The sequence below is a fragment of the Leptospirillum ferrooxidans C2-3 genome (assembly GCF_000284315.1).
GTDB lineage: Bacteria > Nitrospirota > Leptospirillia > Leptospirillales > Leptospirillaceae > Leptospirillum > Leptospirillum ferrooxidans.
Genome location: NC_017094.1, coordinates 1,095,415 through 1,108,496, shown reverse-complemented (window position 1 = coordinate 1,108,496; position 13,082 = coordinate 1,095,415). Strand labels below are relative to the sequence as shown.

Below are 13,082 nucleotides of genomic sequence, written 5' to 3'. Positions count from 1 at the left end.
TCGGGCCGGAAAGTCGGTCTTGCTTACGTTCAGAAAGGGATGTTGTGCATCTACCTATTTCAGAACTGAGAAATGTTGTCAGAGGCTTCAACCAGATTGCCGATGATTCAAACTGGAACAGATTCAGGGATCTTCCGTGGGAACTGCACCGGCCAGAGCTATTGTCCGAGGGGCAGAAGGGAGCCGTCTCCTTTGTGACCATCGTCGAAGATCATCTTCCGGGTTATTTTCAGGAATATCAGAAGCTGTTCCCTATAGAGACGGCTCCGAATCAGGAAGAGGCCATCCATAACAGGGAGCTCTTCCATTTCACCGTACGATGGGGTCTCGAAGAGGATCGCCACGCCCAAGCGCTGGCGCTGTATCAGATCAATTCAGGCATCGAGCCTTCCGAAGAAGCGCTCGAAATCCAGATGATCCAGGAAAATCTGAAAGACTTCTCCATCGGGTTTTCTGAACCGGTGCAGGTCTTTACCTATACGCTCCTTCAGGAAAAAGCCACACAGATGTACTACCAGTCACTGGCCAAGGGTGTGACAGAGCCAGTGCTATTGAAACTTTTGAGCTTTCTTTCGAAGGACGAGGCGAGGCACTATGCATTCTTTGCACAGATGGTCGAAACCTTTATCCGGACCTTTGGCGAGGATGTGCTTCCACAGATCGAGGAAGTCGTCTTCAACTACAAGATGCCCCTCCACAACACCATGAAAGACTACAGAAGACGGGCGATCAAAATGGCCAGGGAAGCTCCGGGATATGACCGGAACGCGCCCCAGTCCATTCTTGTCTCTCTCCTTGAGAAACTCGCCCAGAAAGAAAATATCCCGGCCGCTCCGGCTGTCCTGAAGATGGCCCAGAAAATTCGCGAACGGCTGAACCTGAAGATCACTTACGCCAGCTGAAGAAAACCCCATCCATAATACGGGTGGGGGTAGACCGGAAAAAACAGCTCAGCCTGATGATGAGGGAAGGAACGATCATAACGCTCCCTTCCCTCATTTGAGTTTCTGAACCCCCGGAGAGTTCGATTACAACACCAACCATCAATACCAATCTTCCAAACGTCCCGGCTGTGGTTCCTGTCAAACCCGTTACGCCGTGGTTTGCCCACTTTGACCTCAGACTTCTTCTGCTGTTCCTGAGCCTTGCATTTCTGGCATCATTTTATGGCAGCGCTCTGGGGAAGTATGGACGGGCCGGTCTTCTGCTTCTTCTGATCGGTGTTTACTACTTTGTTCTCTACTGGGCTACTCACCAACCTTGACCGGGTCCTTCTTCCGTTTCACCCCAGCGATCCCCTTGACCCAGTCCATCCCCTTGATTTCAATGAAATCCCGAAAATCCTGATCCGGATTTTTCTCAGAGAGGTAAGACCCAATAATCGACGTCAGGACCGGAGCCACCTGCTCCCCGGATAAACGGACACCCGTTCTCTGGTTAAACGACTTTCTGCTACCGGTCTGCCCTCCCAGGAAAAGCTCGTAGCCGTCGATCGCCGCACCCGACTCGTCCTTGATGGAGACTCCCTGAAGTCCGATCTCGGAAATACGCTGCTGGCCACAATCGTTCGGGCAGGCCGTCACATGAAGATTGAGCGGGTCGGAGATTTCGCCAAAACGCTCATGAAGGGTTAGCGCGAGATCCCGGGAAAACTCCTTCGTCTCAACAAGAGCTAGTCGGCAGAACACGTTGCCGGTGCAGGAAACGGTTCTTGAGAGAAAGGATCCGTCAGTGGGATTGAGACCAAGACGGAACAACTTTTCCAACACCAGTGGAAGATTCTTTTCCGCTATCCCTGTCAGGATCAGGTTCTGCATTGAGGTCAAACGGATCTCCCCGTTCCCCCAGGACTCCGAGAGATCAGCCAGCCCGCTCATCACAGCGGGAGAGAGAGCCCCCTGATTGATCGAAAGGCCGATATAACAATGGCCGGATCCGTCCGGGACCTGATGGACACCGATGTGATCCCTGGCGGACTGAAAGCCCTCGACTTCGATTCCTGATGGCTCCCAAACAACCGGAGAAAAAGAAAGATAGGACAAGAGAACCTCTTCGAAACGATTCCTGTCCCAGCCATGTTCCAGAAAGAGGAACTTCAGACGGGCACGGTCCCTGTTTTCCCGAAGTTCGGATCGGTCCCGAAACAGGGAGGCAATCCCCCTGAGAACGGGAACCACCTCCTCATACTTGAAGAAAAAGTGAAGTGGTATGGAGAAGTGGGGACGTGTCGAGAGCCCACCCGCCACCCGCAGGGCATAACCATCCCCATGAACGGGATGATGGACCGGAACGATCCCGACATCATTGATCTCGGGAAGGGAGCACTGGCTCTTGCAGGACGCAATCGTGATCTTGAACTTTCTGGGAAGATTCCAGAAATCGGGATGGCCCTTTAACGCGGCATTGGCCTCTTCAAGAAGACGCCTGTGACGCTCTGCCAAAGGATCCCCCGAGAGATCGGAGACAGGGCAGCCGGAGATGTTTCTCGTCACATCGCCACAGGCGCCCATGGAGTCGATCCCTACCTCGCCCAACAGTCGAAAAATCTCGGGAAGATCCGATGGCGTGATCCAGTGGAACTGGATATTCTGCCGTACAGTGATATCGGCGGTCCCCCTGGCGTACCGCTCCGAGATGAAGGCCATCTGCCGGAGCGCCGCGGCTTTCAGGATCCCTCCCGCAATGCGGGTCCTGAGCATGAAGTATGGGACAAGCCCTCCGGCCTTCCCCTCTCCGTCCCCCTGTGGGTAGACCCCCCACCATCTGAGCCTGAGGTTCAACACCTCGGGTGGGAAAGCGTCATATCCGGCGCGAGCCATATCGCAGATCTCTTCAAGCTGGGTCCATGGATTCACGATCGCCTTGGATTCTTCATGGGCATCTGCCTTGAGTCGTGCGGAGGATTTGACAGCCGGATCTTTCGACATTTTGCTTTCCCCTTCTGAGAGACAAGTTCTTTCTGGATAAGACCTGATAAATAAAGTTTAATAAGTTACTAACGTATAAACAATACCATAGATAAAACTGGATGGTCAAGACGACAGAATCATCTCGAGGTGTTTTTCCTGAAAAACAAAGAAGATGGGGACGGTTCTGAAATAAATTGACTTATCCCGTAAAATCCCCGATAGTATTGGGAGTTTTGAGCCTTCTTAATCTTGGTATCAGATCAAAAAAGAAAAAAAACAAGCGTCCGGATCGTCTTCCCTCAATACACTCGATGAAGACATTTTCACAGGGATAACAGACAAAATGGTCGGCAGGAGGATTCAGGCAATCATTTCTCATCTTGGGTCTTATTGGGTTGTTTGCGCCTGGGGATTGTCGTACTGATATGAAGCTTTTTCAAATGAATCAAGGCTTATCGCCCACAATATGGAAGTGCGCCGGATTTTTACGCTCACAAAATGGATATTGGAAAGAAAAAGTCTCAAAAATCCCGTTTGAGGCTTCCTTGATTGCGGTTCTTTTTTTGGGTTTTGGAGCCTGCGGACAAAATACCCCGTCAGGAGCCGCCAATAATCTGAATTTTTCCGCCGGAATGGCCATGTACGCCTCTTCAACTCCCGCAAACTCCTTTGCTGTGGTAACCGATTACGGGATCAGGGAGGTGTTGCTCTATCCTGGAACAGATCTGACCCAATATCCAAGCCCGTCGGCGAACCCGACCCAGATCTCCCCTGTCGCAACGATTTCAGGGCCGTTTCAGGGACCTTCCGGGGCTTTTGTCTATCCGCATGCAACAAGCTCAACGCTTACGTATTTCAGTGATATCAAGCCAATACCCGCATGCGGAACCACCAGTCCTCCCGCTCTCATTGTCACCGATGCTGTGGCCAATTCCATCTCGATTTTCTGTAATTTCAACTATACGAACCCTTCCCAGAGCCCAACGGTCACCATCCAGGGGGGCAATACCCAGCTGAATTCTCCGGAAGGAGTGGCTGTCGCGACCGTCCCTCCCACCGGACAAACATCTATTTCCGCTCCGTTCATCTTTGTCACAAATCTTGCGGGAAGCAACGTTCTGGCCTTCGACACCTCCCAGATCACAGCACCGGGGACCTATAACCTCGCCCCTTCCGGAGGAATCAATCCCGGAACAAACGGGACCCCCGGGGCACCCCAATCCCAGCCGACAGAGCTGAACGCCCCTGCCGGGATCTATTTTTCAAACTCGACGAATACTCTTGTTGTGGCCAACACCGGCGCCGGCACCGTCAACCTCTATCCGGATGGAGCGGCGTTTGAAAAATCGTTCTCAAACGATCCTCCTCCGATCTTCTATGCCGGCGGCAATACCTATATCTCAAGCCCGGTGGGAGTCTGGGTGAACAACAACACCCTTTATGTTTCCGATACCAGCGGGAACATTCTGGTCTGGGACAATTTTCTTTCCAGCGGAGGAAACTACAACCCGACACGAAGGATCAACGGGCCAAACGCCAATCTTAATACTCCGTATGCGCTCACGTTTGACTCGATCAACGAAAATCTGTTTGTCTTTCAGCAGACAGGCGATGCCATATACGGATACAACACCCAGATTTTCTATGGTGGAGATACGCCACCGACATATGATGTGACTCCGGTGAACCCGTTTTTGAAATAATCATCCGTCAAGATTGTCCTAGAGGGCGATGCTCTCCTTAATACAGGAAAAGAATCAAAACAGCAGTCAACCGTTACAATGTGAGGATCTGTTCCCATGAAAATTGTCCCTTTTCAGAAAAAACCTGACCGTTCATTCCTGATCAAGATTCCCGCCCTCTTTCTGGCAGTTCTGGCGACATTTTCGGCTTGCTCGGGAAGCAACAATACCTCAAGCACCCCCATTCCGCTTCCCAACGGTCAGGCAGGATCACTCATCACAGCGAACGGGAATCTTGCGGACTGCTTTGCCATCACCAGCACCAGCAGTCTGACACTTTGTACAAGCTCAACTTCATCCGCTGCAGGATCCGAGGGAGTCACCGCATTAAACACTTTTGTTTCATCTTCTTCTCTTCCGGTCCTCGTCGTCGGAGCCAATAACGGTGCGGTCAATGTGGTCCCAAATGTCGATTCCACATCATCATCTCCCATTCCCTGTACTACTTCTTCTTCTCCAACATATGCCATCTCCGCGGTTGCGGGAGTTGCGACATCATCCGGAGCCAATATCTTCGCCGCGTCAGGAAACATGCTGTACGGATTTACATATTCATCATCATCATGTAATGCCTTTAGCTCCAACTCCTCAATCTCCATATCCTCCGGGACGATTACCGGACTGGGGATTGTCAATAATGTGTTGTTCGGGGTCACAAGTAGTGGAAGCTACTTCGCTATTAGCGGTGCAAACGCTTTGACCGGATTTTCTTCCTTTACCACACAACTGACAACACTTCCGAACTATCCCGTTTCCGGCCCTATCATCAAAGGGATGGCCATCGATCCCAACGGACTGGTCTTTTTTGCGGACGCATCCACCAATACAGCAAACAATGGCGGACAGATCACGATTTACCATGTTTCTTCAAGCAATCCAAACACCCTTAGCCCCAACAACGTACAAAGCTACTCGGGAAACAACAACGGCGTCGCCATGAGCGACCCCATCGGCATTGCGGTCTCGGAAACAACCATCACAAACTCGAACTACTGCTCCACCGCCCCATGCGATTATATCTATCTCCTGAACATCGGAAACAGCATCCAGCAATATGTCATGCCGGTTCCCACCCCGATTAACGGGGGTGTGTCAATCAACCCCTTCAACCTCCCCTATACCGGCTGCGAAATGACTGATCCTGTGGCACTGACCTCATTTCCTGCCCTGAACCAATCGCCCTTCAGTACCCAATCACAAACAGGCCCTTTTGTCTTCCTCGGAAACAAAAGTCTTTCAAGTCTTGGGCCCTGTTCGGGAGCGACAAACTCAAACTATGGAAACAACGTCGTTTCATATGGCATTACCGGACAATAGCGATCCTTCAAAGGCCAGTCTTTCCCCACCCCCGGATCCTCTCCCATGACTCCGGGGCTTCGGGACCTTCTGGATCTTTTCGAGCAGGATCTGACCGTGGGATCCGGCTCCGCCCAGAACACCATCCGATCCTACCTTCTTGATCTTTACGCCTTTGAAAAGTACCTCTCCGAACAATCCCAGGGGCTGAGCCTCCTCGATTTTCCGGAATCGGAAGTCCTGGCCTACTTCACATTCCGCTCCGATCTCTCGGTCCGCTCCCGCTCCCGCATGCTCTCCGCCATCCGGAAATGGATCCTCTTTCTCGAACGCCAGGGCTACCCGGGATCCGATCTCTCCAGAATTCCCTCTCCAAGGCTTTCCGCCGATCTTCCGACCGTTCTCTCCAAAGAAGAGGTCAGACGCCTCCTGGACGCCCCTTCAGACGACGATCCTGAGGGAATCCGGGACCGGGCCATGCTGGCCCTTCTCTATGCCTCCGGGATCCGGGTCACGGAGCTGGTCGAACTGACCATCGACAGGGTTGACCTGAAGGAAGCCGTCATCAGGGTTCAGGGAAAAGGAGACAAGGAACGATTGACATTCATGGACGAGGAAGCCATCGAGCGGATCAGAACGTATCTCGAACAGGTCCGGGAAAAAATTGCCAGAAAGGAAAAAATCCTTTTTCTGACAAGACTTTCAAAAGGATTCACCAGACAGGGCGTCTGGGTGATGGTGAAAAAACACGGAAAACTCGCGGGGATACAGAGCGACCTGACCCCCCATACCCTCAGGCATTCCTTTGCGACCCACCTTCTGATGAACGGAATGGACATACGCTCCATCCAGCTTCTTTTGGGCCATGCCGACATCCAGACCACAGAAATCTACACAAAGGTCGACATCTCGAACCTCTCCAAAGAGCTCTCCGAAAAGCATCCCAGAGGGCAGGCAGACCAGGAAAACCCCTCTGTTACAAAACCCGATCCATCCCAAGAATAAGTCCCGAGACCAGATCGTCAAGACGATTCAAACCCTCATCCGTACAGACCACCCTCGAGTTACGTATAAGCTCTTCCTCTCGTACGAATCCGTCCGTAACGTACGAATCAACCATCTTCCGTACATACGCGTCGGGAATCCATTCTCCCAAATCCTTGAGGGAAATTCCTGACCGAACTCGCATACGGGTTAAAAGCCTCTCGATAAAGAGCTCCTCATCGGAAAGGCTCTCCCGTACGGAAAAAGGGTTCTGTCCTTCATTCGTACGATCAACGTACTCCCTGAACGATCGTACATTCTCTGTACGGATATTCCGTACGCGCTGATGGGCCCCCGCACCGATCCCCAGATAGTCCGCCCCCTCCCAGATCAGAAGGTTATGGAGACAACGGCTCTCTTTGCCGCTGGAACAGTTCGCCACTTCGTACCGATCCCATCCGACATCCGAAAGTGCGGCGATACAGTCCAGCCAGTCGGATGCCGCTTCCTCCTCGATTCCCTTGGCCGTACCGCTGCGATCATGATGTGCCAAAAGACTCGTCTGTCCCTCAAGTGTCAATGGATAAAAAGAAATATGCTCAAGACCCGCAGCCAAAAGAGCCCCTGCAAGATCCTTGAACGCACGCGTATCGAAGCGTCCCCCACCCACAATAAAATCCATGGAAACAGATCCCGGGAAGAATGGCCGGATCCCCGAAAGAAATTGGACAGGATCGAACACCGGAGTCGATCGTCCCAGGAAGTTCATGCGATCGGCCTCCCAAGACTCGATTCCAATCGACAGCCTCGTGACCCCGGCCTCGGAAAGAATCGTTAGATTCTCCTGTGTCAGACCTTCCGGACGGCTTTCCACCGTCCACTCAAGAACCTTCTTCCGAAAAGGCTCAAACAGCCCAAGAAGCCTTCCGAGATCCTCTTTGGGAAGAGATGTGGGAGAGCCACCACCGATGTAGAGGGTCAGAGCGGACGCATCCTCGATGTAATCAAGAACCCGGGAGAGCTCAAGCGATAGCGCATCGAGATAGCGCCCCGCCTCATCCATGCGGGTGGAAACAGGTATGCTGCAGTAATCGCACCGTTCAGGACAAAACGGAACCTGCACATAAAGAGGAAGGATGGTGTCCCGGATTTTTTGAGCCATGGACAATCTTACCCTTTCTCAAAAAAAGAGAGAGAATTGGATTTTCTGAAATGATAGGTTTTTCCATTTAAAACAAAAACAACATATTCTAATATAATAAAAAAAAACGAAAACTTTAGTTTAATTATAGATATTGAAGTAGCACAAATTAATGTTGGACTATTAATAGTCTATTTGTTGTCATGAGCCACGAACAAGGGTATCATGAACGCGTTCACACGTAAGAACATCCTCTTGACAGAACATTCGTACAACAGATTCCGAAACAGTTCGTACCATGATCTGAAAAAAGGACAGGATCCTCTCTCCATCGAAAAGGAATCGGACATGAGCTACCAGCAGGAGTCTTACCAGTTTCTTCAGGAGACCCGTCGGGAAATCGACCGGCTGACCCGGAGAATCGATTCGCTGAAAAAGGTCGAACAGCTTCTCGATGGGATACTCTCCGGAACCGCTCCCTTCACCCCGGATCCCCCCTCCCGCCATAGCCAACCGGATCAGAGCCGGGCCATCGATCCTGAACTGTCTGCGCTGCCGCTGTTTTCAGAGTCCAGACGTGGTGAAAAAAATCATGTCTCGCAGATGGACAGACCGGACCAGGACTCCCGCCATACCGGAAAGGAATCTCGAACAGAAGAGAGAAAAGAGCCGGTTCCAAAGATCCTGTTTGAGCCACCCCCTTCCTCCGATACCTCCCGGGCCAGTGGTTCATGGGGAGACCTTGCGATCTTGGCCCTGAAATCCTCTCCCAATCCTCTGAGTCTTGATGAGCTGGTCTCCCGCATTTCGAAAATGGAAGGATGTCCTCCCTCAAACGACCCCAGAAATGCCATCCGGGTGGCGCTCACAAGGAGAAAGGGAGATGTCCGGCGGGAAGGAAGAGGGTTTTACCAGCTCAGCGACGGATAATCGTTTCAAATCAAAACGAAAAAGAGGCGGATTGGAGGTCGAAGTGCAACAAATAAATGCGGTTTTTGAGCGGATCTTCCTATGCGGAAAACTCGACAGGGGTTTTACTCTTCACCTTGGAATGGTGAATTCAGAGTAGCACGTTCGGGAGTTTTTTATACACTTCAAAAACACGGTTGGTGAGACAGCGACACGCTTTGATTTGGATTTGGAAAAAAGGTCTTTTGCACAGCAAGTGGATTTCACGGGAACCACTCCCCGATAAGTCTCTCGTGAAGGATTCGTTTTCCCAAGCCCGACCAGATCCAATCTCCCAAATTTCATTTGGAGAGATTGGCGCCGGAATAAAATCCTCCGTCAGGCCAAGAGTAGTCCGGAGAAATGGATTCAATGCTTCGGTGCCGGAATTCCGGATCGTCCTGCGCTTGCCCTCTCTCCGGATGGTTCGAAAAAAACGGAGATTTCCAAGAATGCCAAAATACAAATCCAGAGCCTGAACGGATTTCAGATGACCAAAATCCGAAAACGAAGACCGACGGGCCTGGAAGAAGATCCTCTCCTGTTTTCAGAGACAGCATTTTTTATATTTCTTCCCGCTTCCGCAGGGACAAGGATCGTTTCTGCCGACCTTGTTCCACCCCAAGGAAGACGGCAGAGCCTGGGCGACAAGGCGAATTTCCGGTAGATCAAGGTCCAGGGAGGAAATCAGTTCGTTGTAAAGATCTTCAAACTCCTGATGTCTCGTTTTCATGCTCGGGGAAACGAACATCCACCGCGAGCGGTTTTCCAAAGCATCTTGGGCCAGAGCGAAAGCCTCTTGTTCCATTCCCCGCTTCCGAAGGGAGAGAATGCGGTTAATGACGATCTCGAGACAATCCGGATTCAGTTCATAGGCACGGGCTGTGCAATCAAACGCGGCACGGGGACGATCGAGGGCAATCAGAAGGTTGCTCAGACGATGAAGAGAGTGCCAGTCACCGGGGCTTTCCCGGATTCTTTCCTTCACCCTTCTGAACGCTTTCGGGAGCGGCTCGGTGAGACCATCGGAGGTCACAGTGTTCAGAACATCCACCAGCGGAGTGATCCTGACCCCGCTCTCATGGGCCATCGAGATCCTCATCATTTCGGCGGTCAGGCAAAAAATCCCGTTTGAGTCGAGATCGAATTCACTCCACCGGTCGCAGGACAGGCAGACAAACTCCCCTGATATCAGCGGCGCGTCGCTCTTGTCCCCAATAAAGACCCTGTTCACGGTGTAAGGGTTTGACTTTCCGCAACTTTGACATCGAAGGGAAACGGTCAGAGAGGACTTCTCCGGATCCATGAGATTTCCGGAGAAATCTTTCGAGAAGATCTTTTTAATCCGTTTCTGCTCCGCTTCGATACCTTCCCTGATTTTCGGGAGTTCCGGGTCCTCGACCCCGAAAAGTCGGCACAGCCGATAGTAGGCCGCATTGACAAATGGGTTTTTCCGCTTAAGTTCGGACTTCAGGTGCGAAAGGAACCTCTGGTCAGCTGAGGCCAGGGCCATGTCGCACCATTGCTCCATGGACTCTTCGTACAGATCGTCGATGTGTGCCAGAAGGAAGTCCGGCAGATCCTTTCCTCCAACGGATAAAATCACCGAACTTCCGTAGATCTGCTGAGAAGAGTCCAGGGTGTTCCATTCGGTCATGAGCGTATTTCCCGCTCTCTCTCCGATCGCGATCAGGGCATCCATGGCAGCCTCGGAGAGAGCGTCTCCCGAGGAGTCATCCATGCAGGAGATCAGAAGGGGGATGAATTCTTCCCGGGCGAGAACCCCCATGGCCTGAACCAGAAAGAATCCTCCATAGAGATCCCTGACCTCGTCTATCGCCCCTTCCATGGCATGGAGAACCTCTATCGCCGGGAATTCCCTAAGATGCTCTGAGAGCGCTTCGACATGCCGGTTTCTGGAGATATCTGTGATCAGAAGAGAGATCGTCTCTTCAAGGGAAAGATTCCTCGTATCGAGGGTTTTTCGCTCGAAGATGTGGGCGACTGCGGCCAATATCAGGGCGAACATCGGTTCGACAATGCTTTCGGACAGGCGCGACCGGTCTTCCGGAAGCGCTTTCAGGATCTCTCTTGGTCCGGCCGAAAGATGGGCGTGTTTTTCCAGAAGGGCAATCGCTTCGTTCAAGGGACTCTCCGAAAGAAGGATCCGATCCATCTCCGAAAAAGGAGCGTCGTCTTCGAACAGGCCAGCCACTTCGGAAAACGAGAAAACTCTTCCGCTCCGGATTTCCGAAAAAAGATCGAACCAGGCATCGTGATCCAGAAGAATACTGGCGATGGATCCAAAGGGATCACCTCCTCCTTCGTCAGCAACCATTATAGCGGCAAGAATTCCCGGAGTCTTCGCGTGTTCGAAGTGGAAAGCCACCCGCAAAAGAGATAAAAGAACTTCGGAGGATGGGCTCCGGCTGAGGATCTGCTCCAGGAGAGAATTTGCCGCCGGCCCGGGCAGAAGAAGAAGGGTCTCCGCGATCTGTCGAAGGACCCGCGTGTCCGTCGGGGAAGCGTCTTCGATGAAACGAGCAAAGAGTTTCGCGGCACGTTCGGGATCGATCACCGAAAGAACGCGGCAGATGGGATTGGTCCCCTTCCCTGCTTCTTCGGGAAATCGTTCGGCCAGAAGATCGGCATAGGAGGCAAAGGAGGAAGGGGGAAGAGTATTCAGCAGTCTGTGGAAGAGCGCCAGTTCTCCCATAAGATGGGAACGAAGTGCCCGTTCGTTGAAAAGAGTCTCCTCCAGCCGTTTTCTGAGTGGAGATCCTTCCGGACGATCCTCGTAGAAATCGAGAAACCCATCCATCATGATGGGGTCCCCTGTCAGTTCAGCGGCAAGGGGAAGCCAGGATGGCTCCATAATGATTCCTTTCCAAAACGGGGCTTGAGTTCCCTTAATTCGATAGTTGCAGGGATCACTCTATCAAAATAATGACTGGCGGAAAACAGGAAAAAAACCGAAGCTACGGAATGGCGGCTTGGCCTCAGGTCCCCGGAAGTTGGCCTCGACCTTGCCCCCCGGAAAATGACCTCCGGTCGATTCCCTCCTGGATTTCGAGAATCCGGGAAAGATCCAGATCAAGGGCCGATGCGATCTGGTCGGGTGTCAAAACCTCCTTTTCAAGGAGTTTGACGACAGCATCCCGCTGGCCTTTCTGAAGCCCTTCCTGAAGCCCTTTCTGCAGACCTTCCCGCAGTCCTTTCTGCAGTCCTTTCTGCAATCCTTCCTCAATCAGAATATCGACAACATTGGGCATGTGTTCCTCCTTGACCAGTTTTTCCGAGATTTTTTTCAAGGTCTCCGGATTGTCGATTCCATGGCATCCGAGAAGATAGTTTAACACAACCTGCGTTCCATTCGCCTCAATGGAACGGAAAAGAGGAAGGACGGAAACGAGGGCCTCCTCAAGACTTCCGAAAATATGTTTCAAGGCCAGGATCGGCACGAGGGTGTCGGGGTCCCCGATGGCTTCCCGGATCTTCTCATCCGGGATCGGGCCCACGTCGAGCACCTCCGGCGCGAAGTCCAGGGCGATGGATTGCAGGACCTCCGGGGTTTTCATGAAGTCGGCAAAACGCCGTGGAAGGTTCCATCGCTGCTTTCCATGATGGAAGACGAGCGGAAGGACTGGCGTCAGGGGGCGCCCATCTTTGCGGTCCCGCGTCCAGAGAGCCAGCATGTACCGCAACAGCCCAAGGAAGGTCTCCGAGTCGGGAGAGCTCTTGTGCTCGACCAGAAGATAGATCCGGGTTTCCGTTCCCGACAGACGGGCGGAGAAGGCCAGATCCATAAAGGAGCGCTCCAGAGCGTCATCAACCGACTCGGTCGGAATGGGGCGAAGGGAGGCGAAGTCGAGACTTCGGACGATATCGGGGGGGAGAAATCCTTTCAGAAGACGGGAAAAAGATCCGGTTCGCCCCAAAGTGGCCTTGAAAAATTGATCGTGAAGGGCAACGTCGCCCATTGGGTCAAAACTCCTTTCCGGGATTCAGCGGATCGTTCCGGTCCACTGGGGATCACGATGAAAAAGGTAAACGGAAAGAGAG

10 protein-coding genes are annotated in these 13,082 nt (G+C 52.2%); 6 read left to right on the top strand and 4 right to left on the bottom strand.

Annotated features, from left to right (window positions below; genetic code table 11):
• Positions 1 to 44: 44 nt before the first annotated feature.
• Both LFE_RS05660 and LFE_RS13630 read left to right on the top strand, forming a co-directional pair.
• On the top strand, positions 45 to 902 hold the full coding sequence (locus tag LFE_RS05660; RefSeq protein ID WP_014449281.1) for an acyl-ACP desaturase: 858 nt from the start codon (positions 45 to 47) through the stop codon (positions 900 to 902).
• A gap of 170 nt (positions 903 to 1,072) precedes the next feature.
• Positions 1,073 to 1,264, top strand: coding sequence for a hypothetical protein (locus LFE_RS13630; RefSeq protein ID WP_014449280.1), 192 nt, complete (start codon positions 1,073 to 1,075; stop codon positions 1,262 to 1,264).
• Here the strand turns inward: LFE_RS13630 and LFE_RS05655 are convergent.
• On the bottom strand, positions 1,248 to 2,927 hold the full coding sequence (locus tag LFE_RS05655) for a nitrite/sulfite reductase (RefSeq protein WP_014449279.1): 1,680 nt from the start codon (positions 2,925 to 2,927) through the stop codon (positions 1,248 to 1,250). The genes LFE_RS13630 and LFE_RS05655 overlap by 17 nt on opposite strands.
• 527 nt (positions 2,928 to 3,454) lie before the next feature.
• On the opposite strand from LFE_RS05655, the gene LFE_RS05645 reads away from it, so the two are divergent.
• The 3 genes from LFE_RS05645 (at position 3,455) to xerA (ending at position 6,952) form a co-directional block, all read left to right on the top strand.
• Positions 3,455 to 4,612 (top strand): NHL repeat-containing protein, encoded by a 1,158-nt coding sequence (locus LFE_RS05645; protein ID WP_014449277.1) that lies wholly within the window; start codon positions 3,455 to 3,457, stop codon positions 4,610 to 4,612.
• Positions 4,613 to 4,708: 96 nt separating this feature from the next.
• Complete coding sequence (locus LFE_RS05640) at positions 4,709 to 5,968, top strand: hypothetical protein (RefSeq protein WP_041774074.1); 1,260 nt, start codon at positions 4,709 to 4,711, stop codon at positions 5,966 to 5,968.
• Positions 5,969 to 6,013: 45 nt separating this feature from the next.
• Entirely contained in the window at positions 6,014 to 6,952 is a 939-nt protein-coding gene (gene xerA, locus LFE_RS05635) for a site-specific tyrosine recombinase/integron integrase (RefSeq protein ID WP_014449274.1), read from the top strand.
• On the opposite strand, the gene LFE_RS05630 is transcribed toward xerA, so the two are convergent.
• Positions 6,924 to 8,093, bottom strand: coding sequence for a coproporphyrinogen-III oxidase family protein (locus tag LFE_RS05630; RefSeq protein WP_041774072.1), 1,170 nt, complete (start codon positions 8,091 to 8,093; stop codon positions 6,924 to 6,926). The genes xerA and LFE_RS05630 overlap by 29 nt on opposite strands.
• A gap of 204 nt (positions 8,094 to 8,297) precedes the next feature.
• On the opposite strand from LFE_RS05630, the gene LFE_RS05625 reads away from it, so the two are divergent.
• Positions 8,298 to 9,002 carry a hypothetical protein gene (locus LFE_RS05625; protein WP_014449272.1) on the top strand — a complete coding sequence of 235 codons (705 nt, stop codon included), beginning with the start codon at positions 8,298 to 8,300 and terminating at the stop codon, positions 9,000 to 9,002.
• Positions 9,003 to 9,567: 565 nt separating this feature from the next.
• Here LFE_RS05625 and LFE_RS14260 read toward each other — a convergent pair.
• Together LFE_RS14260 and LFE_RS05605 are read right to left on the bottom strand one after the other, a co-directional pair.
• The gene (locus LFE_RS14260; protein WP_014449270.1) at positions 9,568 to 11,895 is read right to left on the bottom strand and encodes a tetratricopeptide repeat protein; all 2,328 of its coding nucleotides are present in this window, start codon (positions 11,893 to 11,895) and stop codon (positions 9,568 to 9,570) included.
• 124 nt (positions 11,896 to 12,019) lie between these two features.
• Positions 12,020 to 13,000: an Rpn family recombination-promoting nuclease/putative transposase gene (locus LFE_RS05605; RefSeq protein ID WP_014449269.1), complete on the bottom strand. Its 981-nt coding sequence runs from the start codon at positions 12,998 to 13,000 to the stop codon at positions 12,020 to 12,022.
• Positions 13,001 to 13,082: the final 82 nt, after the last annotated feature.